22 protein-coding genes and 1 riboswitch are annotated in these 24,090 nt (G+C 72.3%); of the genes, 4 read left to right on the top strand and 18 right to left on the bottom strand.

Annotated features, from left to right (window positions below; genetic code table 11):
• Position 1 precedes the first annotated feature (1 nt).
• From ACFZAT_RS19935 to ACFZAT_RS19870, 14 genes are all read right to left on the bottom strand, one after another.
• On the bottom strand, positions 2-541 hold the full coding sequence (locus ACFZAT_RS19935; protein WP_391265535.1) for a DUF501 domain-containing protein: 540 nt from the start codon (positions 539-541) through the stop codon (positions 2-4).
• A 70-nt stretch (positions 542-611) separates the two neighbouring features.
• The gene (locus tag ACFZAT_RS19930; RefSeq protein ID WP_073864850.1) at positions 612-1,082 is read right to left on the bottom strand and encodes a septum formation initiator family protein; all 471 of its coding nucleotides are present in this window, start codon (positions 1,080-1,082) and stop codon (positions 612-614) included.
• A 92-nt stretch (positions 1,083-1,174) separates the two neighbouring features.
• Positions 1,175-2,455 carry a phosphopyruvate hydratase gene (eno, locus tag ACFZAT_RS19925; RefSeq protein WP_018104074.1) on the bottom strand — a complete coding sequence of 427 codons (1,281 nt, stop codon included), beginning with the start codon at positions 2,453-2,455 and terminating at the stop codon, positions 1,175-1,177.
• 299 nt (positions 2,456-2,754) lie between these two features.
• Positions 2,755-3,465 (bottom strand): transglycosylase family protein, encoded by a 711-nt coding sequence (locus ACFZAT_RS19920; protein WP_391265534.1) that lies wholly within the window; start codon positions 3,463-3,465, stop codon positions 2,755-2,757.
• A 4-nt stretch (positions 3,466-3,469) separates the two neighbouring features.
• Positions 3,470-3,638, bottom strand: a riboswitch (cyclic di-AMP (ydaO/yuaA leader).
• A gap of 285 nt (positions 3,639-3,923) precedes the next feature.
• Complete coding sequence (locus ACFZAT_RS19915) at positions 3,924-4,973, bottom strand: transglycosylase family protein (protein WP_391265533.1); 1,050 nt, start codon at positions 4,971-4,973, stop codon at positions 3,924-3,926.
• 106 nt (positions 4,974-5,079) lie between these two features.
• Entirely contained in the window at positions 5,080-6,450 is a 1,371-nt protein-coding gene (locus ACFZAT_RS19910; protein WP_391265532.1) for a cytochrome P450, read from the bottom strand.
• Between the two features lie 9 nt (positions 6,451-6,459).
• A complete protein-coding gene (locus ACFZAT_RS19905; RefSeq protein ID WP_391265531.1) occupies positions 6,460-7,434 on the bottom strand; it encodes a nucleoside triphosphate pyrophosphohydrolase in 975 nt (324 codons plus the stop codon).
• Between the two features lie 33 nt (positions 7,435-7,467).
• On the bottom strand, positions 7,468-8,124 hold the full coding sequence (locus tag ACFZAT_RS19900; protein ID WP_391265530.1) for a SurA N-terminal domain-containing protein: 657 nt from the start codon (positions 8,122-8,124) through the stop codon (positions 7,468-7,470).
• A gap of 131 nt (positions 8,125-8,255) precedes the next feature.
• Positions 8,256-8,702: a hypothetical protein gene (locus ACFZAT_RS19895; RefSeq protein WP_391265529.1), complete on the bottom strand. Its 447-nt coding sequence runs from the start codon at positions 8,700-8,702 to the stop codon at positions 8,256-8,258.
• A 72-nt stretch (positions 8,703-8,774) separates the two neighbouring features.
• Positions 8,775-9,140: a GtrA family protein gene (locus tag ACFZAT_RS19890; RefSeq protein ID WP_391265528.1), complete on the bottom strand. Its 366-nt coding sequence runs from the start codon at positions 9,138-9,140 to the stop codon at positions 8,775-8,777.
• Positions 9,141-9,154: 14 nt separating this feature from the next.
• Positions 9,155-10,123, bottom strand: coding sequence for a glycosyltransferase (locus tag ACFZAT_RS19885; protein WP_391265527.1), 969 nt, complete (start codon positions 10,121-10,123; stop codon positions 9,155-9,157).
• 104 nt (positions 10,124-10,227) lie between these two features.
• On the bottom strand, positions 10,228-11,760 hold the full coding sequence (locus tag ACFZAT_RS19880) for a protein kinase (RefSeq protein WP_391265526.1): 1,533 nt from the start codon (positions 11,758-11,760) through the stop codon (positions 10,228-10,230).
• Positions 11,757-12,350 carry a hypothetical protein gene (locus ACFZAT_RS19875; protein ID WP_391265525.1) on the bottom strand — a complete coding sequence of 198 codons (594 nt, stop codon included), beginning with the start codon at positions 12,348-12,350 and terminating at the stop codon, positions 11,757-11,759. The genes ACFZAT_RS19880 and ACFZAT_RS19875 overlap by 4 nt, the downstream gene beginning before the upstream one ends.
• Positions 12,351-12,472: 122 nt before the next feature.
• Positions 12,473-14,602 carry an N-6 DNA methylase gene (locus tag ACFZAT_RS19870; RefSeq protein WP_391265524.1) on the bottom strand — a complete coding sequence of 710 codons (2,130 nt, stop codon included), beginning with the start codon at positions 14,600-14,602 and terminating at the stop codon, positions 12,473-12,475.
• Positions 14,603-14,821: 219 nt separating this feature from the next.
• Between ACFZAT_RS19870 and ACFZAT_RS19865 the strand changes: the two genes are divergently transcribed.
• Complete coding sequence (locus tag ACFZAT_RS19865; RefSeq protein ID WP_391265523.1) at positions 14,822-15,700, top strand: DUF4352 domain-containing protein; 879 nt, start codon at positions 14,822-14,824, stop codon at positions 15,698-15,700.
• Positions 15,701-15,766: 66 nt separating this feature from the next.
• Here the strand turns inward: ACFZAT_RS19865 and ACFZAT_RS19860 are convergent, their stop codons facing one another.
• The gene (locus ACFZAT_RS19860) at positions 15,767-16,405 is read right to left on the bottom strand and encodes a TetR family transcriptional regulator (RefSeq protein WP_391265620.1); all 639 of its coding nucleotides are present in this window, start codon (positions 16,403-16,405) and stop codon (positions 15,767-15,769) included.
• A gap of 78 nt (positions 16,406-16,483) precedes the next feature.
• Between ACFZAT_RS19860 and ACFZAT_RS19855 the strand changes: the two genes are divergently transcribed.
• On the top strand, positions 16,484-17,257 hold the full coding sequence (locus ACFZAT_RS19855) for an SDR family oxidoreductase (protein WP_391265522.1): 774 nt from the start codon (positions 16,484-16,486) through the stop codon (positions 17,255-17,257).
• Between the two features lie 66 nt (positions 17,258-17,323).
• On the opposite strand, the gene ACFZAT_RS19850 is transcribed toward ACFZAT_RS19855, so the two are convergent.
• Positions 17,324-18,082 (bottom strand): DUF1524 domain-containing protein, encoded by a 759-nt coding sequence (locus ACFZAT_RS19850; RefSeq protein WP_391265521.1) that lies wholly within the window; start codon positions 18,080-18,082, stop codon positions 17,324-17,326.
• Positions 18,083-18,234: 152 nt separating this feature from the next.
• Positions 18,235-19,101, bottom strand: coding sequence for a hypothetical protein (locus ACFZAT_RS19845; RefSeq protein ID WP_391265520.1), 867 nt, complete (start codon positions 19,099-19,101; stop codon positions 18,235-18,237).
• A gap of 112 nt (positions 19,102-19,213) precedes the next feature.
• On the opposite strand from ACFZAT_RS19845, the gene ACFZAT_RS19840 reads away from it, so the two are divergent.
• Together ACFZAT_RS19840 and ACFZAT_RS19835 are read left to right on the top strand one after the other, a co-directional pair.
• On the top strand, positions 19,214-19,783 hold the full coding sequence (locus ACFZAT_RS19840; protein WP_391265519.1) for a WHG domain-containing protein: 570 nt from the start codon (positions 19,214-19,216) through the stop codon (positions 19,781-19,783).
• Between the two features lie 34 nt (positions 19,784-19,817).
• Positions 19,818-20,357: a GNAT family N-acetyltransferase gene (locus ACFZAT_RS19835; protein ID WP_391265518.1), complete on the top strand. Its 540-nt coding sequence runs from the start codon at positions 19,818-19,820 to the stop codon at positions 20,355-20,357.
• Here ACFZAT_RS19835 and mfd read toward each other — a convergent pair.
• A complete protein-coding gene (gene mfd / locus ACFZAT_RS19830; RefSeq protein ID WP_391265517.1) occupies positions 20,335-23,865 on the bottom strand; it encodes a transcription-repair coupling factor in 3,531 nt (1,176 codons plus the stop codon). The two genes, ACFZAT_RS19835 and mfd, sit on opposite strands and share 23 nt — an antisense overlap.
• Between the last annotated feature and the right edge of the window lie 225 nt (positions 23,866-24,090).

The raw sequence follows: 24,090 nt of genomic DNA, 5'->3' as shown, positions 1-24,090 counted from the left end.
CTCAGCCCTCGTCCGTACCCTGCTCGCCGCACGGCGACACGCACGGGCCCTTGCGCCACCACTCCGGGAGCATCGCGATCGCCTCGTCGCCCAGCGGATTGACGCCGGGACCGGCCGCCAGCGAGTGCCCGACGAGCACGTGCAGGCACTTCACCCGGTCCGGCATGCCGCCGGCGCTCGGGAAGCCCTCCAGGACCTCGATGGCGTCGCGCCGCGCGATGTAGTCCTCGTGCGCCGCCCGGTACGCCGCCGCGAGCTCCGGGTCCTTGCCCAGGCGCTCGGTCATCTCCTTCATGACCCCGTTCGCCTCCAGCGTGCCGATCGCGGACGCGGCACGCGGGCACGTCAGGTAGTACGTCGTCGGGAACGGCGTGCCGTCCTCCAGCCGGGGCTGCGTCTCGACCACGTCCGGGTTGCCGCACGGGCAGCGGTGCGCGATGGCGCGCAGCCCGCGCGGCGGGCGGCCCAACTGCTGCCGGAACGCGGCGATGTCCGCCTCGGTGGGGACGGTGGGCTCGGTCTGGGGAGGGGGCGTTTCCATGCCTGCCTAGGGTGCTGATCGGACTGCTCGAACCGCGGGTTCTGCAGAGGTACGGGGGTGGGGACGGCCGTCAGCCGCGGTCGGCGCTGTCCACGCCGTCCCACAGGTTGGAGTGCCAGGGCCGGTCCGTCTCGGCCGGCTTCCCGTTGCGCTCCTTGACCGCGTCGGGGTCGACCACGGTGTAGCCGGTCTCCCCGGGAAGAACGTAGTGCAGGTGCTCGCGGGCCAGCCGCTTGATGTACGCGTCGTCCTGGAGCCGGGCCTTCTGGTCCCGCAGCTCCTCGGTGCGCGCCTCGGCCTCGCGGGCCAGCCTGCGCTGGTCGGCGATCTCGTCGCGCTGCGACACGTACTGCCGCATCGGATACGCGAGGGCGACGACCAGGGAACAGACGACCAGGGCCAGGAAGGCGGCCCGGCCGGTGAGCCGGGAGCGGCGGGCCTGACGCCGGTTCTGGGACCGGTAGACGCGGGCGGCGGTCTGCTCTCCGAGCAGCCGCAGCCGGGTCGCGGTGGAGAACCGGTCCCGGTCCTTCACGGCCATGTTCCCGCCTCCCCATTACGACGTCCGTCCCCGCACACGGTACGTGACCGGGCGCGGGGACGGACGGAGGCGGGGGGTACCCGCGGTGGGCGTCAGCCCTTGAAGCGCGGGAACGCCGAGCGGCCCGCGTACACCGCGGCGTCGTCGAGGATCTCCTCGATGCGCAGCAGCTGGTTGTACTTGGCGACGCGGTCCGAGCGAGCCGGGGCGCCGGTCTTGATCTGACCGCAGTTCACGGCGACGGCGAGGTCGGCGATGGTGACGTCCTCGGTCTCGCCCGAACGGTGCGACATCATGCACTTGAAGCCGTTGCGCTGGGCCAGCTCGACGGCGTCCAGGGTCTCGGTCAGCGAACCGATCTGGTTGACCTTGACGAGCAGGGCGTTGGCGGAGCCCTCCTCGATGCCGCGGGCCAGGCGCTCCGGGTTGGTGACGAAGAGGTCGTCGCCGACGATCTGGACCTTGGCGCCCAGCTTGTCGGTGATGACCTTCCAGCCGGCCCAGTCGTCCTCGTACAGCGGGTCCTCGATGGAGACCAGCGGGTACGCGGAGACGAGCTCCTCGTAGTACTCGGTCATCTCGGCGGCCGAGCGGGACTTGCCCTCGAACTCGTACGAGCCGTCCTTGTAGAACTCCGAGGCGGCGACGTCGAGCGCGAGCGCGATGTCCTTGCCCGGGGCGTAACCGGCCTCCTTGATGGCCTCGATGATGAGGTCGAGGGCGGCGCGGTTGGACTCCAGGTTCGGCGCGAAGCCGCCCTCGTCACCGAGGCCGGTGGAGAGGCCCTTGGTCTTCAGGACCTTCTTCAGCGTGTGGTAGACCTCGGCGCCCCAGCGCAGCGCCTCGGAGAAGGACTCGGCGCCGATCGGCGCGATCATGAACTCCTGGATGTCCACGTTGGAGTCGGCGTGCGAGCCGCCGTTCAGGATGTTCATCATCGGAACGGGCAGCAGGTGCGCGTTCGGGCCGCCGAGGTAGCGGAAGAGCGGGAGGTCGCTGGCCTCGGAGGCGGCGTGGGCGACGGCGAGGGAGACGCCCAGGATGGCGTTGGCGCCGAGCGAGCCCTTGTTCTCCGTGGCGTCCAGGTCGAACATCGCCTGGTCGATGAGGCGCTGCTCGGTGGCGTCGTAGCCGACGAGCTCCGGGCCGATCTGCTCGATGACGGCCAGGACGGCCTTCTCGACGCCCTTGCCCTGGTAGCGGTTGGGGTCGCCGTCGCGAAGCTCAATGGCCTCGAACGCGCCGGTGGAGGCGCCGGACGGCACGGCAGCACGACCGGTGCTGCCGTCGTCGAGGCCGACCTCGACCTCGACCGTGGGGTTGCCCCGGGAGTCGAGGATTTCCCGGGCTACGACGACGTCGATGGACGGCACGAGGCATCTCCTTCTGGGATATGACGCTGGTTGTGCAGGGTCACTTTGGCCTTGCGACAAGAGCCTAACCGGCCCGGCGGTCTGCGTCGGCCGACCGCCCGTCCCCTGGGACGAAAAAGGACCCAAGGGCGGGCATACCGGGGCGTAACGCCAAATATTTACTGGTCGGTAACTACAACAGTTGAACGGTGCACGAGCTGCGGACGCCCTGGACGCGGCGTGCCCCGGCCCGGCACACACGGGGGGAGAGTGCGTGCCGGGCCGGGGCGGCCTGAGCGATCAGCGAGGAGGGATCGCGGTTACTTCGTGAGGTGGAGCTGCTGACCCGGGTAGATCAGGTCGGCGTCCTCGACGATGTCCTTGTTCAGCTTGAAGAGCTGCGCCCAGCCGCCCTTGACGTGGCGGTCGGCGGCGATCTTGCTCAGCGTGTCACCGGCGACGACCTTGTACTCGCCGTCACCCTTGGCGACCTTCTTGCCGGTGGGGGTGGTGACCGTCTTCTTCGCGGACTTCTTCGGAGCGTCCGAGCGGTCGGAGCGGTTGGTGGCCGGGGCCTCGGTGCGCTCGGCCTTCTTCGGGGCGGCCTCCTGCTTGGCGGCACCGGAGCCGGTGTCGACGCCCGGGTCGACACCGTCGTTGGTCAGGTTGCCGGCACCGGCGCAGGACCAGGCGCCCGGGCCCTGCATGTCGAGGAGCTTCTCGGCGGTGGCGATCTGCTGGGCCTTGGTGGCCAGGTCGGCGCGGGGCGCGTACTGCGTGCCGCCGGCGGCGGCCCAGCTGGACTGGGAGAACTGCAGACCGCCGTAGTAGCCGTTACCGGTGTTGATCGACCAGTTGCCGCCGGACTCGCACTGGGCGACGGCGTCCCACGTGGCGACGGAGGCGGCGGAGGCGTTGGTCGCGCCCATCAGCGGCACGGCGACGGCGGCACCGGCGACACCGGCGAGCGTCGCGACACGGACGGCCTTGGAGGGGCGGCGGTGCTTGTTGCCCTTGCGGTTGAGCAGCATCGAGTCTTCTCCTCACCGACGCCTGCGAGGTGAGCTGTCGGGTTCGGGCCAAGTGAGTTGCCCGGCCGCGCTCCTGGCGCGACTTCACCCCTAGCCGGCCCCGATCCGTCTCCCGACGACCGGGCCCAGCGCCTACCTGGGTCCCCCGCTCCTGCCTACGGCGCTTTCGCGTCTGTTCCCTTCGACCGACGGCAGGATTCGGCGTGACGGTCGACGGGGCCCGCGGTGCGAGCGGTTCCGACCGTAATCACACCCACCGGTCATATTCAAAGAAGGACATACCGGATAATCATCCCGTAAGAGCATCCGAAGAACCCTCATTTGTGCAGGTCGGAACGGATGCGGCGGGACCTCCCGGACAAGCAGCGTGAGTTCACACAAAGAGACCCATGTCTCACTCGGTCAAAAGTGGGACATGGGCCTCTTAAACCACCCAAAGCACAAGGGGCTCTAACGGCTCATCCGGCGCTCTCGGCGGCCTTCTCCGGGGCCTGGTCCCCCAGGCCCAGATCGAGGTTCTGGCCGGGCAGGATGAGGTCCGGATCGGAGCCCACCTCGGCCTTGTTCGCCTCGTACAGCCCGGGCCAGCCACCGGGCAGGTCCTGCGCGTCGGCGATGGCCCAGAGGTTGTCGCCCGGCCGCACGGTGTACGTGCCGTCAGCCGGCCGCGTGGCGCTGCCGCGTGCGTCACCGTCACCCCGCGAGGCGTGCCGGCCCGCGTCGCGCCCGTCGGCCGTCCCGGCGGCGTCGTCGGCGGCCGGGGCACCCCGGTGCTTGCCGCCGTTCGCCCGCGCGTCGTCCGTCGCGCCCGCCGAGGGGTCCGCGGAGGGGTCGGCCGGGGGCGTGGTGGACGGGTCGGCGGAGGGGGACGGGGCGCCCGAGGGGTCGGCGGACGGGGAGGCGGAGGCGTCGGCCTTCTCCTCGGCGCTCTTGCCCGCGTGCTTGCCGGAGCTCTTGCCGGCCTTCCGGTCCGTGGTGGCCGCGCCGGACGCCTCGCCCGAGGGGGTGGCCGACGAGCCCGAGGACGCGTCGTCATCCGGGTCGGCGCCGAGACCGGCGTCGAGGCCCGAGTCGGCGCTCCGGGCGGGCTCGTCCGCCTCCGCGTCGCCGGGGTCCACGTCCGCCGAGCCCGCGGCCTTGGTGAGCCCGGAGATCACCGCACAGCTGGGCCACGCCTTGGGGCCCTTGGCGGCCAGGACCCGCTCCGCCACCGCGATCTGCTGCGAGCGGCTGGCGAGGTCGGCGCGCTCCGCGTAGGCCTCGCCGCCGTACGCCTTCCACAGCTCCGGCGTGAACTGGAGACCGCCGTAGGAGCCGTTGCCGAGGTCGGCGCTCCACATCCCGCCGCTCTCGCAGTCGGCCACCCGGTCCCAGGTCGCGGTGTCCGCGGCGTGTGCGCTTGCCGCGCCGAGCAGCGGGATGGCGATGGCCGAGCCGGTGACGCCTGCGGCGACCACGATGGCGGGTGCCTGACGAGGGCGGCGGTGTCTGCCGTTCGCGGAGCCCATGGGAGATGCCTTCCGTGTGACTGACAAGCGACTGGTGAGTCGAACGGTGAACCTAGCGAAACTCGAACGTGAGTCACAAGTCGATGCAGTAGAGATCACGCGAAAGTCACAGAGTTGACAGAGTGTCACTTTCGCCGGTGCGCGCCCCCGGCGTGAATTCCACCGGCAGGGTGCGCAGTCCGCGCATGATGAGTCCGCCGCGCCACCGCAAATCGCCCGATTCCCCCGCAAGTCGCAGGTCCGGGAGGCGTGTCAGCAGGGTGGCGAGCGCGGCCTGTCCCTCCAGCCGGGCGAGCGGCGCTCCCAGACAGTAATGAATGCCGTGGCCGTAGCCGAGGTGCTGATTGTCGCTCCGCGAGAGGTCCAGGGTGTCCGGTCCGTCGAACCGCTCGGGGTCCCGGTCGGCCGCCGCGAGCACCACGAGCACCGGATCGCCCTCCTCGACGCGCTGCCCTCCGATGGTCAGCGGCTCGGTGGCGAACCGCCAGGTGGCGAGCTCCACCGGGCCGTCGTAGCGCAGCAGTTCCTCGACCCCGGTGGCCAGCAGCTCGGTGTCACCGGCCGCCAGCGCGCGTTGCAGCCGCTCGCGCTCGGCGGGGTGGTTCAGCAGGGTGTGGACGCCATTGCCGATCAGGTTCACGGTCGTTTCAAAACCGGCGAAGAGCAGGATGAAGGCCATCGCGGCGGCCTCGTTCTCGGTCAGGTGCTCGCCGTGGTCGCTCGCCCGGATCAGCCCGGAGATCAGGTCGTCGCCCAGGTCCTCGCGCTTGCGGTGGATCAGTTCGAGCAGATAGGCCCGCATCTTCTTCACGGACCGGGCGACCCCGCCGCGCGGCCCCCCGCCGTGCCGGATCATCATGCCCGCCCAGTCCCGGAAGTCGTCCTGGTCCTCGCGGGGCACGCCGAGCAGGTCGCAGATCGCGTAGATGGGGAGCGGGAAGGCGAACTCGTGGATCAGGTCGGCCTCCCCCTTCTCCACGAACCCGTCGATGAGCCGGTCCGTCAGCTCCTGCACCCGGGGCGCGAACTGCGCGATGCGCCGGGGCGTGAACGCCTTGGAGACCAGGCGGCGCAGCCGGGTGTGGTCCGGCGGGTCGATGTTGAGCAGATGCGTCATCAGCTCGGCCTTGCGCTCCCCGGGGATGCCGGTCTTCCCCTTGGCGTGCGCGGGCTCGGCGTGATGCGCCGGGTTCTTGGACAGCCGGGGGTCGGCGAGGGCCTGCCGGGCGTCCGCGTACCGGGTGACGAGCCACGCCTCGACCCCGCTGGGCAGCGTGGTGCGGTGCACGGGACTGTGCTCGCGCAGCCAGGCGTACGCGGGGTACGGATCGGTGGCGAACTCCCAGGTGAAGAGCTCGGGCGCGGGCGGTACGGCGGCGGACGAGGTGTGGGCGGGGCAGCCGGCGGGTAGGGACGCGGCTTCGGCGGGGACCTCGGCCGAGCGGTCGGCGGGGCTGTCGGCGGGGCTGTCGTTCACTCCCCGACGTTATCCGGTGCCTTCCGCCGTCCGGATCGCGTCCCGGTACGCCCGTCCCGCGGCCCGCAGCGCGGCCTCCGGGTCGATGCCTTCCTCCTGGGCCCGCGCGGCGAGGGCGAGGAGGCGGTAGCCGATGTCCTCGCCCTCGGGGAGCGGCACGTCGAGTCCGGCGGTACGGACCCGGCCGGCGAGCTTCGCGGCGAGCGCCAGGGCGGGCTGGCCGAGCGGTACCCCGTCGGTGACCGATTCACGCTGCTTCTCGATGGCCTTGGTGCGCAGCCAGTGCGCGTGGACGTCCTCCGGGGTCTCGGCGGTCTCGTCGCCGAAGACGTGCGGGTGGCGGTGGATCAGCTTCTCGATGAGCGTGCCGGCCACGTCGTCCACGGAGAACGGCTCCTCACCACTTCCCGGAAGGCCTTCCTCCGCGATGCGCGCGTGGAAGACCACCTGGAGCAGTACGTCCCCCAGCTCCTCGCGCAGTTCCTCGCGGTCGCCGTTCTCGATCGCCTCGACCAGTTCGTACGCCTCCTCGATGGCGTACTTGGCGAGGCCCTCGTGGGTCTTCTGCGAGGTCCAGGGGCACTCGACGCGGATGCGGTCCATGACCTGGACGAGGTCGATGAGCCGGGCGCCCGGCAGGTCGTACGAACCGGGCAGCAGCTCCAGGTCGGGCATCCGCACCCGTCCGGAGCCGGCCAGCCGGGCCAGGCCGTCGGTGAGCGGCTGGTTGCCCGCGCCGCCGGTGAGGACGACCACGGTCCGGCCGCCCGCGCAGGCGTCCACGAGCTCCTGGGCGTCGGGGACGCCCGGGGTGACGGTGACGCCGGCCTCGCTCAGATACGGCAGCTGCGGCTGCTCCGGCTCGCTGCAGCGCACCTCGTCGGCGCCGTGCAGCGCCTGCCAGGCGGGCCAGGACAGCAGTCCGGGTGCGACCCGGTGGCTGACGGTGAGCAGGACGATGCGGCCGGGGTCTTCAGCGTTCACACCACCGAATCTACCCCGGCCGTCACAGGGGGCTCAGGCCCCGGCCTCGGCGGCCGCCTGGGCGGGCTTGGTGACCTGGGAGATCCACGGGGCCTTGTAGTCGCCCAGCTGGATCTGCTGGTTGTCCCAGGAGCCGTAGCGGGGGTTGACGTCGACGTTCAGCGCCTTGGACGCCTTGGTGAGCGCGTCGCCGATGGCCTTGGTGCCCTCGGGTGTGGACGGGTCGGCGCCGAGGGCCTGGCCGAGCTTGGTGATCTGGATCTGCTCGCGCAGGAAGGCGTCGATCTGGCCCGGGGCGAGCCAGCGCTCCTGGAGGACGGCCTGCTGGAGGCCCTTCTCGCCGCTGTACTGCGCGGCGGCCGACTGGCGCATCTGCTGGATCTCCGCACGGCTCACCGTGACACCCGCGTCCGCCGCGGCCCGGTCGAGGACGCGGTCCAGGATCAGCCCGTGCAGCTTGGCGCGGGCCAGCTGGCCGGACTGGTCGGTGAGCTGGGCGGACTGCGGGGACGAGCCCTGCGCCTCGCGCACGTCGGCCACCTGCGCCTGCACGGTGGACACCGTGATCCGGTCGCCGCCGACTACGGCCGCGGCGCCGGGGTGTGCCTGGCTGCCACAGGCGGAGAGGAGCGGCGCTGCGGCGAGCAGCGCGGCGGAGACGGTGAGCGCGGTGCGACGGCGGCGGTGCAAAGGAGCCTCCCGAGGAGATTGTGCGGCGGTGCACAAAGCCTTGCGGTGATCGATGTTAGGGAGTGGAACGGGTCCGGGCCACTGATTCGACCAACGATTCGGGAGGAGTTGGGGATGCGGGCCGTCCCGGCTCAGACGGTGGCCCGCGCGACGGGGACGAGTCCGGCCACGATGTCCAGGCCGTTGTTCCTGACCAGGGCGGGGAAGAAGAGGCGCAGCGCGCTCCCCGTGGACTCGTCGACCAGGTCGAAGGACTTCTTCAGGACCCGGTTCTTGATCTCGGTACGCGTGAGTCCCTGGAGCGGGAACGTGGCCAGGTGCCGGTCCGGCTTGGCGAAGGCCGGGTTGGCGACGAAGAGGAAGAGCCTCTCTCGGCTGGCCGCCAGGTAGATCGGCTGGGGGCTCGCCGCCGCGATCATCGTCCCGCCGCTCAGTACCGCCGCGGCGACGCCCACCGCCAGGTTCCGCTTGACCGATATCTCGCTCAGGTTCACCAGGGACAGCGCCATGACCTGTTCCCCGGGCTCCAGCATCGGCGTCACGGCCTTCAGCAGCGCCCGGCTCCGTCTTCCGTTCACAACACCCCTCGGTGACTCGTGCGATCAAGGCGGCGGGAGGACGGCCCTCCCGCCGGCCGGGGACATTGTGTCCTACACGGCCCGGCCTTCCGGCCGCAGCATGATCGTGCGCGAGACCACGAAGGTGATGGGGATGGCGGCCGCGGCGGCCACCAGCGGGGCCCAGCGGTCGCTGAATCCGGCCAGGCCGACCAGGAGGTAGACGCCGCCGGTGGTGATGACGAAGTTCGCCGCGTTGGTGAGCGGGAAGAGCAGGAACTTCCGCCAGGTGGGCCGGGTGCGGTAGGTGAAGTACGAGTTCAGGAAGAACGAGCCGGTCATGCTGAGCGCGAAGGCGAGCACATGCGCGGCGATGTACGGCAGCCAGTGCAGCAGGAGCAGGTAGAGGCAGTAGTACGTGCCGGTGTTCACCACACCCACGAGGGCGAAACGTGCCATTTGTGCGGCGGCCTTCATCGGCGTACGGACTCCCGGGGCTCCGGCTCGGCGGCGGTTTCCCGGGTCCGGGTGTTGCCGGCCTTGACCAGGAAGTGCGGGCGGCGCTTGACCTCGTAGTAGATGCGCCCGACGTATTCGCCGACGACCCCGGCGAGGATCATCTGGACGCCGGCGAGCGCGGTGACGACGACGAGCAGGGTGACGTAGCCAGGGGTGTCGACACCGCGCACGAGGGCGACTCCGACGATCCAGGCGGCGTAGGCGAGGGCGACGGAGGTGAGGAGCAGGCCGAGGTAGAGGGCGGCGCGCAGGGGCTTGTTGTTGAAGGAGAGCAGCCCGTCCAGGCCGTAGTTGAGGAGCTTGCCGAAGGTCCAGGCGGAGCGGCCCTGTTCCCTTACGGCGTTCTCGTAACTGAATGTCGTGGTGGGGAAGCCGACCCAGGCGAAGAGGCCCTTGGAGAAGCGGTTGTACTCGGTGAGGGAGAGCACGGCGTCGGCGGCGCGGCGGGACAGCAGCCGGAAGTCTCCGACACCGTCGACCAGTTCGACGTCGACGAGGCGGTTGATCAGCCAGTAGTAGGCGCGTGCGGTGAGGGTGCGGGTGACGCGGTCGCCGGCGCGGGTGCGGCGGGCGATGACCTGGTCGTGGCCCCGGGCGTGCTCCTGGAGCATGCGGCCGACCAGTTCCGGCGGGTGCTGGAGGTCGGCGTCCATGAGGACGACGGCGTCCCCCCCGGCGTGCTGGAGACCGGCCAGCATGGCCGCCTCCTTGCCGAAGTTGCGGCTGAAGGAGACGTACCGGACGCGCGCGTCGGCGGTGGCCAGCTCCTGGATGAGGGGCAGGGTCCGGTCCGCGCTTCCGTCATCGATGTACACGACCTCGAACGCGTGCCCAAGGCGGGACATTTCGTCCGTGACGCGTTCATGGAAGCGTTCGAGGATCTCTTCCTCGTTGAAACAAGGCACCACCAGCGAGATCAGCACCCATGTACATCAACCGGTCGATGTGTCGCCTTCCGGAGCCCGGCGTGGCCGGTGGGCGGCCATCGGGTGAACGGCCCCGGACGCGTTCCCCGGGGCGCGCGTCCTCAACCGCCCCGGACCTCCATCTGACGCTCCAGCTGTCGGCGCAGCTCGACGGGCAGCGGGTGGTGCGGGCCGTAGGTGCGCTCGGTGTCGTACAGCAGGGACTGGAGCTGGGCGCGCGCGTTCGCGTGGTCGCCGAGCGCGAGGAGCAGCTGTCCGATGCGGTGGCGGATCTCGTACGAGCGTGCCGGGTCGTTGCCCGTGGCGTACTGGTTCTCGTAGTACGGGAGCACGGCGCGGTACTCCGCGAGCGCGGCGGCCGGTTCGCCGAGCTGTTCCAGGCACTGGGCGACGTCGCAGCGGTAGCCGAGGGTCTGCGGGTCGGCGGGGCCCGCCTCGGCGGCCCGGTCGTCGGCGAGGCGGCGCAGTTCGGGCAGGGCGCGGCGGTACTGGCCGTCGTCCATGAGGGTCGCCGCGTACTGCTTGCGCAGGATGCGGACCACCGGGGAGCCGGAGCCGTGCTGTTCGGCGGCGACCGGGAGGAGCCCGCCGAGCATGTCCACGGCCTGGGTGATGCGGCCCTCGCCGAGGAGCCGCTTGACCTCGTCCACGGCGGCGGCGACGTCCGTCCGGGCGGGCGGTGTCGCGGGCATGGCCGGCGGCGGGACGGTGGCGCGGTCGGGCCAGGGGGCGTGCGGGCGCAGGAACGGGCGGGTGGGGTCGAGCGGCCCGGCGGGCGGCCGGGAGCCGCGCGCGGGCAGCAGCGGGGCGAGGTGTTCGTACACCTCCTGGGCGCTGGCCGGGCGGTGCTGCGGGTCCTTGGCGAGCAGGCGCAGCACGAGCGTCTCCAGCGCCTGGGGGATGTCGGGCCGGATCTGGCGGACCGGCAGCGGCGGCTCGTACAGGTGCCGGTGCAGCACGCCGAGGGCGGTGGACCCGGCGAACGGCACATCACCGCTGAGCAGTTCGTGCAGGAGGACACCGAGGGCGTAGAGGTCGGTGTACGGGCCGACCGCGCCGCCCATCGCCTGCTCGGGGGCCATGTAGGCCGGGGAGCCGATGGGCGAGCCGGTGTGCGTGAGGCGGGTGGTGTCGGTGTCGAGGACGGAGGCGACGCCGAGGTCGAGGACGAGGACGGTGCCGTCCGGACGGACCATCACGTTACGGGGCTTGAGGTCGCGGTGGACGATCGGCACGGCGTGCACGGCGCTGAGGACGGCGCACAGCTGCGCGGCCACCGCGACGGCCCAGGGCCAGGGGTAGGGGTCCTGCTCGGCGAGGTGGTCACCGAGGTCGGCGCCTTCCACGTACTGCATGACGAGGAAGAGGTCGTCGCCGTCGCTGCCGGCGTCGTGCACGGTGACCAGGCCCGGGTGGTCCACCTGTGCGGTGACCCGGCACTCGCGGACGAAGCGGCGGCGCAGTTCGTCGGCGGCCTCGCTGCCGATGGGGCCGGTGACCCGGTCGGGACGCAGCAGCTTGACGGCGACCCGGCGGTCGAGGCGCTGGTCGTAGGCCGTCCAGACCTGGCCCATGCCGCCCTGGCCGAGGATCGTGGCCAGCTCGTACCGTCCGCCGATGAGGCGACCGCTCACCGGCCCTCCTCCTTGCGGAGGTAGTCGCTCAGCTCGTCCAGCTCGGCGCGGACCTGGTCGATGCGCTGGGGCGGGGCGGGGCGGGCGTCCTCCGGCTGGGGACAGCGGGTGAGGGGAAGCGGGTAGGGCTGCTGCTGCCCGGGGTGCGGCGGGTAGGGCTGCGGCTGCCCGTACGGCGGTGTGGGCACGGTGGTGACATAGGCGTAGCCGGCCCCCTGGTGGGGATGTCCGGCGCCCTTCCCGGCCAGGCGCGCGTAGAAACGCACGTCGGCGACGAGGTAGTAGACGCAGACGGCCGCGAGGACCAGGAGCTGCAGCGCTATGAACACGTTGTCGATGCCGTCCGCCTCCACGTCCGGCTCGTTCCTGCCGAGCACGGCGATCACCACGCAGCTGAACACGAAGCCGGCGCCCGCCGTCCACCAGTCGAGGGCACGGCGGCGGACGAACGCCAGCCTGAGCAGCGGCGCCCACAGCAGAAAGCCCAAGGAGCAGACGGCGAGCAGGGTGAACAGCACGCGCATGGAGACGATCCAGGCCCTGCCGGGGACTCGGCGCGGCGCCGTGGGCGGAAGACCCGGGGCGTACATGGCTGCTCCTGGATTGCCTGGTCGTGAAACGTCCGCGCGCACACGGGCGTGCGTGCGGATCCGAGCGTAAGGGGCGACACCGACAGAGGGCCCGGGGTTGTGCGGAACCGTTGTGGTTCCGGTCACTCGGGTGTGACCGTACCGTCCGTCAGACCGTCGTACAGGCCCTGGACGAGCTGTCCGCCGAGCCGTCCGGCGAGCCGCAGCGCGTCCTCGAACGCGGCGAGCGCGCGGAACCGTTCGCCGTAGCGCCGCTGCTCCGCCAGCGGCAGGCGCGGGAGTTGGAGGCGGCGGGCGTCGAGCCGGGTCGCGGTGGAGGCGTGGCTGCTGGCCTGCCGGTTGTTGGTGGTGCCGCGCAGGAATCCGGCGAGGAACCAGGGGTCGAGCACGGCCGGGTCGGGGCGCAGCAGTTGGAGGTTGCGGCCGAGCGCGGCGCCCGCGGTGGCCTCGTCCACGACGCGGACGACGGTGACTCCGCCGAGCACGGGCACGACGACGTCGCCCGCCTCGACGAGGACGGGCTCCTCGGGGGCGCCGCCGGTGGCCGGGGCGCCGGAGGGCGGGGTGCCGCCCAGCACGTCGTGCTCGGTGAGGACGGGGCCGGTCCCGGTGCCCGCGCCTCCGTGGCGGAGCTGGAGGGCCCCGGCGCGGGCGAGTTCGCCGAGGGTGGTGAGCGGGCGGTGCGCGGGTGCGGTGGGGGCGGGGGGCGGCGGGGTGAGGCGGGTGGCGAGGCCCAGGGTCGTGGTCAGCCGCTCGTGTACGCCGGCCAGCTCGGCGGGTCCGCCGGTGGCGGCGGGGGACGGGAGGTGGCGGGCGGGGGCGAGGTCTACGTCGTCGTCGAGGAGTTCGATGACGGGGAGGGTGCGGGCGGCGGCGGAGTGCGGTGCCGTGGGGGGCGGGTGCTGCCCCTCGTACGCGTGCCAGGCGTCGAGCACCGCGTGGCGCAGGGCGGTCAGGTCGAGGCGGTCCCGGCCGCCGCCGGTGGGCTGCTCGGCGGGCTCGGCGGTGTCGACCAGCAGCAGTTCGGGGTTGGGCTGCGGCTCGGCGCCGGGCCTGCGGAGCACCCACAGGTGGAGCGGGATGCCGTACGGGGGTGCGGCGCCGGCCGGGAGCGCGATGACGGCGCGCAGGGCGCCCCGGCGCAGGAGGTCGGCGCGGATGCGGCGGCCGGAGCGGCGGGACGCGGCGGCGGGCGGCATCAGGAGGACGGCGGTGCCGCCGTCGCGCAGCCGGGCCAGCGCGTGCTGCACCCAGGCGAGTTCGGACTCGGTGCGGGCGGGGAAGCCGTACTCCCAGCGGGGGTCGTAGGCGAGTTCGTCGTGGCCCCAGTTGCGCTCGTTGAACGGGGGGTGGCAGAGCACCGCGTCAGCGGCCAGGCCCGGGAAGGCGTCGGCGCGCAGGGTGTCCCCGGTGCGCACGTCGAGCGTGCGGCCTCGCGGGGCGGTGCGCGGTGCGTCCGCGGTGCGCAGGGCGAGGCGGAGCGCGGTGACGGCGGCGAGGCCGGGGTCGCTCTCCTGGGCGTGGAGGGCGGCGGGGCGGCTTGCGGCACCGGGGCCTCCCGGGGCGTCCGCCGGACCGAGGGCAGCCATCAGCAGGGCGCCGGTGCCCGCCGCCGGGTCGAGCACCGTGCGCACCCCGGAGCCACCGGTGCCGGCCAGCTCCGCCATCAGTTCGGCGAGACCGGGCGGGGTCAGCGTGTACTGGCGCGGGTTGGCGTCGAGCTGACGGCCGAGCAGGAATTCGTAGGCCTCCCCGGCGCCGGTCCCGGCGGCCAGCTCGGCGGCGCCGCGCAGCAGCGGCACGGACGGCAGGAGCTCGGCGCGGTCCGGGGTGCGGACGGCGCGCCCGTTCCCGGCGGGCCCGAAGCGGGCGGCGAGGGCGTCGTCCAGGGCGAGGGAGAGCACCCCGGCCATCCGCTCGTCGGACACACCGGTGATCTCCCGCCAGGCGGCGGGGCTGCGGTTCACCAGGAGCAGGGCGCAGCCGGCGTGGACGAGGGCGGTGACGGGGCCCGCCGGATGGCCGGCCAGCTGCTGCCAGACGCGTTCGCGGAGGGGGACCTCGACCAGCTTGCCCTGGTCGCGCAGCCACCGTTCGACCTCGGGCAGCGCGAAGGACGGGCTGGTCTCGGTGCCGCCCACGGGCTGGGGGAAGTCGGCGTGCCGGCGGCGCCAGTTGCTGACGGCGGCGCGCCCCACGCCCGCCAGGCGGGCGATTCCGGCGGCGGTCACCTCTGTCGCGTTCTCCGGCACGTGCTGTCTCCCTGTGCTGTACCGCTGGCGGGTCGGGGCGAGCATACCGACCCGTACACAGCGACGCACTCGCCGCCGATTCACGGCGTGCACAAACCCGTTCCGCGTGAACTGTGTTGACTCGGTTCACAGATGATGCTGTGATTGACCCGTCGCTGAACGAGCGGCGTCAGGTGGATCCGCTCACCACTCATCCCGTACTTGCCGAAGGGCACAGCCATGTCCCAGTTCACGCAGCCGCCTCAGTCCCCGCAGCCCCCGCACCCCCAGCCGCAGCAGCCCTACGGCCCCGCTCACGCGCCCGGCCTGCGCCCCGCGCGCAACGGGCTGGGCATCGCCGCCCTGATCCTCGGGCTCATCGGCGCGGTGTCCGGCCTCATCCCGTTCCTCTTCTGGCTGGCGGGCATCCTCGGGACGATCGCGCTGATCCTGGGGCTCGTCGGCCGGGGCCGCGCCAAGAGGGGCGAGGCGACGAACAAGGGCATGGCGACGTTCGGCACGGTCCTCGCGCTGATCGCGCTGATCATGTCGGTGGTCGGCGCGGTGATCACCTTCAAGGCGGTGGACGACGCGGTGGACGACCTGAACGCCGCGGTGTCGGACACGAAGGCGTCCGCGAAGCCGAAGCCGGGCGGGGACGCCGGCAAGGGCGCGGAGAAGGAGAAGTCCGGCGACGACAAGGCCGGCAAGGAGGAGAAGCCCACCGGTGAGGCGCTGGAGGCCGGTGACGCGATCGTGTACGACGACGACCTGACGGTCACGGTCGGCGACGCGACGAAGTACTCCCCCGGTGAGTTCGCGGCCGGTCACACCAAGGGCAACAAGGCGTACCAGGTGGCCGTCGTGATCGAGAACGCCGGCAAGGAGAAGTTCGACTCCGCGCTGGTCACCGTCGAGGGACGGGCCGGGAAGGACGGGGTCGACGCGGAGCAGATCTTCGACGACAAGGTCGGCTCGGGCTTCACCGGCACGATCCTGCCGGGCAAGAAGGTCACGGTGCTCTACGCGTTCGACGCACCGGCCGACGCCAAGAACCTCACCGTCGAGGTGAGCCCCGGCTTCACGTACGACTCGACGCAGTGGGACCTGAAGCTCTGACCGCGCGGCACCCCCGGCATCCGTGGAACCCGCCCTCCGGGGCGGGCTTTCCGCGTCGGCTCAGTCCTAGGGGGTGTCGGCCTGGCGCCCGCCCGGCCAGGCGGCCAGCGCCAGTTCGGCGATCTCGGCCAGCTCCTCCGGGCCCGCCCCGTCGCAGGAGCGCTGCGACATGCCCTGGACGACCGTGGCGAAGTACCCGGCGAGGACCCGGGGGTTCACCCGCTCCGGCAGTTCGCCCGTGCGCTGCGCATCCCGCAGCCGGCCCTCCCAGGCCGTGACGTTGGAGTTGCGCACGGACCTCAGGCGGTCGGCCACCCCGGCGTCCTGCGGGGTGACGTTCACGGCCCCCGTGATCACCATGCAGCCGGCCGGGTGCGAGGGGTCCGCGTAGATCCGGGCGGCCTCGCGCAGGAGTCGCGCGAACGCGCGGTAGGCCGTGGGCTCCTGCTCCAGGGCGTCGCGCATGAAGGTCCCGACGGGCGTCCTCCCGTACGCGGCGATCGCCTCCTCGAAGAGCGACCGCTTGTCGCCGAATGCGGCGTAGAGGCTCGCGGGCCGGATGCCCATCGCCTCCGTCAGCTCACCGATCGAGGTCGCCCCGTAGCCCCGCTCCCAGAACAGCCGGACGGCCGCCGCGAGCGCGGCGTCCCGGTCGAAGGAGCGCGGCCGTCCGCGCACCGCACCTGTCTCACCCATGCCCCACATTCTAGAGCGCCCGCTCAAGAAGTCGTGCTACGTTCTTTCTGGAACGATCACTCAACAAATCATGGAGGGGCAACAGTCATGTCTGCGCACGCACTTGAGGGCAAGGTCGCACTGGTCACCGGCGGCAGCCGGGGTATCGGCAGGGGCATCGCGGAACGGCTGGGGCGCGAGGGCGCCGTCGTCGCCGTCGCCTACGCCCGGGACGCGGCGGCGGCCGACGAGGTCGTGGAGGTCATCCGGAAGAACGGCGGCACGGCGTTCGCCCTCCGCGCCGAGCTGGGCGCCCATGGGGACGCGGCCGCGCTGTGGGAGGCGTTCGACGAACGGATCACCGCGCACGTGCCCGGCGGCGGGGTGGACATCATCGTGAACAACGCGGGCGCCGGGCTCTACTCCGAGCTGTCCTCGCTCACCGAGGAGGCGTTCGACGCGGTCTTCGCCGTCAACGTGCGGGCACCGTTCTTCATCGTCCGCCACGGGCTCGGCCGGCTCCGCGACGGCGGCCGGGTCATCAACATATCCAGCGGCGCGGCCCGGATCGCGATGCCGAACATCATCGCCTACAGCGCGACGAAGGGCGCCCTGGACAACTTCACGCTGACCCTCGCCAAGGAGCTGGGGCCGCGCGGCATCACGGTCAACTCGGTGGCCCCCGGCATCATCGACACCGACATCAACGCGGACTGGCTGCGCGGCGACGCGGAGGCGCAGGCCCGGTCCGCGTCCCTGGCCGCCCTGGGCCGCGTCGGACAGCCGGAGGACGTCGCGGACATCGTGGCGTTCCTCGCCTCGGACGACTCCCGCTGGGTGACGGGCACGGTGATCGACGCGACGGGGGGCTCGGGGCTCTGAGGGGACGTGCGGGGCATGCGAAGGGGCGGCGAGCCGGGCCCGCCGCCCCTCGTGACCGACACCGCGTCAGCCGCCGCACTGCTTCAGCATCATGTCCTTGTCCGCGCTCGTCACCGGCAGGTCGTACTTCAGCGAGACCTGCGCGAAGCGGAGCACGTACGCGCAGCGGACCGGCTTGTACGGGGGGAGCCAGGTCGCGGGGCCGCCGTCGCTCTTGGAGCCGTTGGCCGGGCCGTCGACGGGGATCAGGTTGAGCGGGTCGTTGGCGATCTGCTGGCGCTTGGACTCGTTCCAGTGGGCGGCGCCCATCTGCCAGTCGTACGACAGCGGCATCACGTGGTCGATCTGGACCTTGGTCGCCTGCTGCTTGCGCCACTCGATGGTCTTGCCGGTGTACGGGTCCTTGAGCGTCATGGAGACGACCACGCACTTCGAACCGGAGCGCAGCTCGACGTCCTTGCCGTCCCGGGCGAGCAGGTCGTTGCGGGTGTCGCAGCCGTTGTGGGACAGGGGGACGTCGTCCACCGAGTCCTTCCACGCGTACCCGAACTTGTCCCGCTCGTAACCGGTCTTGGGGCCGCGCCCCTTGGTGGCGACCTTCTCGATGATCTTCCGCGCCGCCGCCCGGTCCTTGTCCGAGGTGAGGGGGGCGAGGCCCGGCTTCGTACCGTCGTCGTTCGTCAGCGGGCTGGCACCGAAGCCGGTGGCGGACTGGCCGCCGCCGTCCGCGCCGCCGCCGGTGGTGGTGTCGATGTCCTTGGGCAGTTGGTCGGGGTCGCAGCCGCTCAGCGCCAGCACGGCCGTGGCGGCCAGGGCGGGGACCATCACTCGACACACGCGGGGAGATATCACTCGTAGCCGTCCTGACGGTGAGAAAGCCGAACCAACCAGGGAATTCTACGAACGTCTTCCCCGCGAGGAGGATTTCATGGCTGCGACCCGTTCCCGCGTGGGGCCGGGCCACGGCTGGCGCCCCCTCACACCTTCCCGATCCCCAGCGTGTTCTCGGGCGGCAGCAGCCCCGACCCGATCGCCGCCACCCACAGCGGGCCCAGCAGTCCGACCAGCCGTTCCCGCTCCGTGTCCGTGAGCACCCGCCACGGCCCCGCCGCCGCCTCGTCCGTACGCCGCTCGACCTCGGCCCGCAGCGCCCGGCCGGCTTCGGTCGCCGTGCCGTCGGCGGCCACCAGCCCCCGCTTCTCCAGCCGTTCGCGCGCCGCCTGCCACTCCTCGTCACCCCACCCCCGGCTGCCGAAGACCTCGGGCCGGGCGGCCCCGATCGCCGCGAAGGACACCAGCGCCTCGACCGGATCCAGCTCCACGTCAGCCAGCGCCGCGAGGTGGCCGTCGCCCCGGTGTTCGCGCAGGACGGTCGCCGCGTGCCACAGGGCGAGGTGGGGGGCGTCGGGCCAGGGCAGCGCTGCGTTCGCGGCGGCCATCGGCCGGTCCGCCGTGTCGGCCGCCTCCGCGACGAGCCGCAGCAGCGCGGCGGCCTCGGCGGTGTCCGGCGCGGCGGTCCCGTCCCCCAGGAGCGCCTGGTACGTACGGTCGACGGCCCGCCCCCGCGCGGCCAGCACCGCGTCCGGCGAGGCGACCGACCAGACGGCGGGGACGTACGCGCCGACCATGCGCGGGCTGAAGCTGTAGAACGCCTCCCCGACCCGGTCCGCCCCCACCGCGCCCAGCGGCGCCGCCCGCCAGGCGAAGTAACTCGGCCACCGCTCGTCGACGGCGTACCCGAGCGCGGCGGCCTCCTCGAACGCCTCCGGCGCGTAATAGAGAACGGCATGCACGGGCTCCAGCAGGTGCCACAGTTGCCGTACGCGCCCCAGCTCCTCGGACATGTCCACACCTTCCGCCACGCCACGCACCGGCCATCTAGCCACTGCCTAGATCACAAGAGTGCGCGCGATCCGCGAACTTGTCAACGACTAGATCCCACGTAACCTGCTGTCCATGACCAGCGACCGCGCCTACCACCACGGCGACCTGCGGCGGGCCGTCCTCACCGCCGCCCTCGACGTCATCCGCACCGAGGGCCCCGCCGCCCTCAGCCTGCGCGACCTGGCCCGCCGGGCAGGCGTCTCCCACGCCGCCCCCGCCCACCACTTCAAGGACCGCACGGGCCTGCTCACCGCGATCGCCGCAGAGGGGTACACCCTGTTCGCGGACGCCCTGGCGGCGGCCCCGGGCCTCCGGGAGCGGGGCGTGGCGTACGTACGCTTCGCGCGGGCGCACCCCGCGCACTTCCAGGTGATGTTCCAGCCGGACCTCTACCGCACGGACGACCCGGACCTGCTGGCGGCGAAGGCCCGCGCGACGACGGAACTGCGCGCGGGCGTCGCCGGCCTGCCCCCCACGGACGACCCCCGCCTGGCAGGCATGGCCGCCTGGTCCCTCGCCCACGGCTTCGCCACGCTCCTGCTGAGCGGCAACCTGGACGACGCGATGGGCGACCGCGACCCGGAGGAGGTGTTCCGCCTCGTCGCCCGATTGCTGTTCAGCGCGGAGGAAACGCCCGGGTGACACCATGAGGCCCCCACCCCACCCCGGAGCCCCCATGCGCGACACCCTCCACACGCCCCGGCTGGTCCTCCGGCGCCTCCGGCCGGAGGACGCTCCCGCCCTGCACGAGCTCTTCAGTGACCCGGAGACCCACACCATCGGCACCGGGCCCGTCGCCTCGCTCGCTCGTACCGAGGAGTGGATCGGGCGCCGGAACGCGTTCCACGCCGAGACCGGACTCGTCTGGTACGGGGTGTGGTTGCGGGGCGGGGGTCCGCTCGTGGGCAACTGCGGGGTCTTCGCCGGGCGGACCGGGCGCGCCGGACCGGAGATCGGCTACGAGATCCGCCGCTCGCACCAGGGGCGGGGGCTCGCCGCCGAGGCCGCCCGGGCGGTGCTCGCCGAGTGCGACGCCGTCGGCATACCACGAGTGTGGGCCACGATCCGCCCGCGCAACGCCGCCTCGCTCGCCGTCGCGGCCCGGCTCGGCCTGGTCCACGCCCACACCCGCGCCGACGAGCGCGGCGAGCTGCTGTACCTGGCCCGCCCGCGCCCGCCCGGCGCTCAGGCCCTCACGACCCCAGGATCGTCGTAAGGAACTCCCCCGTCCACGCCAGCAGTTCGCGGCCCACCACCGGCTTGCCGCCGATCTTGCCCGTCGTCGGGCGCGGGACCAGGATCTGGTGGACCGCCGGCTTGATGACCGTCTTCGGGTACAGCCGCTTCAGGCGCAGCTCCTGCGACTCGCGCAGCTCCACCGGGGCGAAGCGGATGTTCGGGCCCTGGAGGACGATGTCGCCGACCCCGCAGGCGCGGGCCAGCATGCGCAGGCCCGCTACCAGGAGGAGGTTCTCGACCGGCTCCGGGAGCTTGCCGTAGCGGTCGGTCAGCTCCTCGCGGACCGCCTTGATGTCGTCCTCCGAGGACGCCGAGGCGATCGAGCGGTACGCCTGGAGGCGCAGCCGCTCGCCGGGGGCGTAGTCGTGCGGGACGTGCGCGTCGACCGGGAGCTCGATCTTGACCTCCAGCGGCGGTTCCTCCTCCACGCCGCCCTCCAGGGACGCCCGGTAGTCGGCGACCGCCTCACCCACCATGCGCACGTACAGGTCGAAGCCGACGCCCGCGATGTGGCCGGACTGCTCGCCGCCCAGGAGGTTGCCCGCGCCGCGGATCTCCAGGTCCTTCATGGCCACGTACATGCCGGCGCCCATCTCGGTGTGCTGGGCGATCGTCGCCAGGCGCTCGTGGGCGGTCTCCGTCAGGGGCTTCTCCGGCGGGTACAGGAAGTACGCGTAACCCCGGTCGCGGCCCCGGCCGACGCGTCCGCGCAGCTGGTGCAGCTGGGAGAGGCCGAAGTTGTCGCCGCGCTCCACGATCAGCGTGTTCGCGTTGGAGATGTCGATGCCCGACTCCACGATCGTCGTGGAGACCAGCACGTCGAACTTCTTCTCCCAGAAGTCCACCACGACCTGCTCCAGGGCCTGTTCGGACATCTGGCCGTGCGCCGTGGCGATCCGCGCCTCGGGCACGATCTCGCGCAGCCGCGCCGCCGCCCGGTCGATGGACTCGACCCGGTTGTGGATGTAGAACGCCTGGCCCTCACGCAGCAGTTCGCGCCGGATCGCGGCGCCGATCTGCTTCTCCTCGTACGGTCCGACGAAGGTCAGGACCGGGTGGCGCTCCTCGGGCGGGGTGGTGATGGTCGACATCTCGCGGATGCCGGTGACCGCCATTTCGAGCGTACGGGGAATGGGCGTCGCGGACATGGTCAGCACGTCCACGTTGGCGCGGAGCTTCTTCAGCTGCTCCTTGTGCTCGACGCCGAACCGCTGCTCCTCGTCCACGATGACGAGGCCCAGGTCCTTGAACTTCGTCTCCGAGGAGAACAGGCGGTGGGTGCCGATGACCAGGTCGACGGCACCGTCCTTCAGCCCGGCCAGCGTCGCCTTGGACTCGGCCTCGGACTGGAAGCGGCTCAGCGCGCGTACGTTGACGGGGAACTGGGAATAGCGCTCGGTGAACGTGCCGTAGTGCTGCTGCACGAGCAGCGTGGTGGGGACGAGGACGGCGACCTGCTTCCCGTCCTGCACCGCCTTGAACGCGGCGCGGACCGCGATCTCCGTCTTGCCGTACCCCACGTCGCCGCAGATCAACCGGTCCATCGGGACCGACTTCTCCATGTCCTCCTTGACTTCGGCGATCGTCGTCAGCTGGTCGGGCGTCTCGGCGTACGGGAACGCGTCCTCCAGTTCGCGCTGCCAGGGGGTGTCCGGGCCGAAGGTGTGGCCGGGGGCCGCCATCCGGGCCGAGTACAGCTTGATCAGGTCGGCGGCGATCTCCTTGACCGCCTTCTTGGCGCGCGCCTTCGTCTTCGTCCAGTCGGCGCCGCCCAGCCGGTGCAGGGTGGGGGCCTCGCCGCCGACGTACTTGGTGACCTGCTCCAGCTGGTCGGTCGGGATGTACAGCCGGTCGCCGGGCTGCCCGCGCTTGGCGGGGGCGTACTCGACGAGCAGGTACTCGCGCGTCGCCCCCTGCACCGTGCGCTGCACCATCTCGATGTAGCGGCCCACGCCGTGCTGCTCGTGCACGATGTAGTCGCCGGTCTCCAGCGTCAGCGGGTCGATCGTCTTGCGCCGCCGCACCGGCATCCGGCCCAGGTCCTTGGTGGCGGTGCGCTGCCCGGTGAGGTCGGTCTCCGTGAGCACGGCCAGCTTCAGGCCGGGGTGGACGAAGCCGTGGTCGATGGCCCCGCACGAGACGTGGACCACCGACGGGGAGATCTCGTCCAGGTCCGGGTCGAGCCGGGCCGCGATCCCCTCGCCACCCAGCATCTCGACCGTACGCGAGGCGAGCCCCTGGCCCTCCGTGACGTACACCGTGCGCCAGCCGTCGGCCAGTCGGCCCTTCGTGTCGGCGAACGCCCGCGCGGTGTCCCCCCGGTACATCTCGGGCGCCTGCATGCCCAGCGGCAGCGTGTCCTCGTCCAGCTCGGCGTCGGCCGCGAACGGGGAGATCGACCACCACATCATGTCCAGCTCACGGGCCCGCTCGCGGACGTCCGCGATGCCCCGCAGGGAGGCCGCGCCGACGTCGATCGGGGCCTCGCCGCCGCCCGCCGACGCCGCCCAGGACGCCTGCAGGAACTCCTGGCTGGTCGCGACCAGGTCCGCGGCCCGGGTCCGGACCCGCTCGGGGTCGCAGACGACGGCCATCGCGCCCTTGGGCAGCACGTCGAGCAGCAGCTCCATGTCGTCCACGAGGACCGGGGCGAGGGATTCCATGCCCTCCACCGCGATGCCCTCGGCGATCTTGTGGAGGAGTTCGCCCAGCTCGGGGTGGGCCTCGGCGAGCGCGGCGGCCCGCTCGCGGACCTCGTCCGTCAGCAGCAGCTCACGGCAGGGCGGCGCCCACAGGCCGTGCTCGGCGACCTCCAGGGACCGCTGGTCCGCGATCTTGAAGTACCGGATCTCCTCGACGTCGTCGCCCCAGAACTCCACCCGGAGCGGGTGCTCCTCGGTGGGCGGGAACACGTCGAGGATGCCGCCGCGCACCGCGAACTCGCCGCGCTTCTCGACCAGTTCGACCCGGGCGTACGCGGCTGCCGCCAGGGCTTCCACGGTCTCGCCGAGGTCGGCGCTCTGCCCGGTGCGCAGCGCGACCGGCTCCAGGTCCGCGAGCCCCTTGACCTGCGGCTGGAGCACGGACCGGATCGGCGCGACGACGACCGAGACCGGCCCGGTCTCCGGGTCGTCGTCGCTCGGGTGCGCGAGGCGCCGCAGCACGGCGAGCCGGCGACCCACAGTGTCGGAGCGGGGCGAGAGGCGCTCGTGCGGCAGGGTCTCCCAGGACGGGAACTCCGCGATCGTGTCCGGCGGCAGCATGGTGCGCAGCGCGGCCGCCAGGTCCTCCGCCTCCCGGCCGGTCGCGGTGACCGCGAGGACCGTCCGCCCGGCGTCCCGGGCCAGCGCGGCGACGGCGAAGGGCCGCGCGGCGGGCGGGCCCACCAGGTCGATGTGCATCCGGTGGCCGTCACCGGCGGCCTTCACCGCTTCGTCGAGCGCCGGATCACGTACGACGACATCCAGCAGACCGTTCAGGCTCATGAAGGGCTTCCGTCCGGGTGAGGAGAAGGGCTCTGACGGCCGGCTGCCGCCAGGGCGCGCTGCCCCGGGGGCAACGCGAAGGGCCCGACACGTGTGACGGGCCGGGGGTTACTAGCGTACGACTCGGGGGAGGCGGCCGCTGCGCGACAGGGGTCCCATAAGCCACACGCGTACCGCATACGCAGCGGCCCCGGCGCGCTCCGAGGAGCGGGCCGGGGCCGGTCG

Origin of the sequence: Streptomyces sp. NPDC008163 (genome assembly GCF_042956885.1) — a bacterium.
GTDB lineage: Bacteria > Actinomycetota > Actinomycetes > Streptomycetales > Streptomycetaceae > Streptomyces > Streptomyces drozdowiczii_A.
This window is presented reverse-complemented; position numbering and strand designations above follow the sequence as displayed.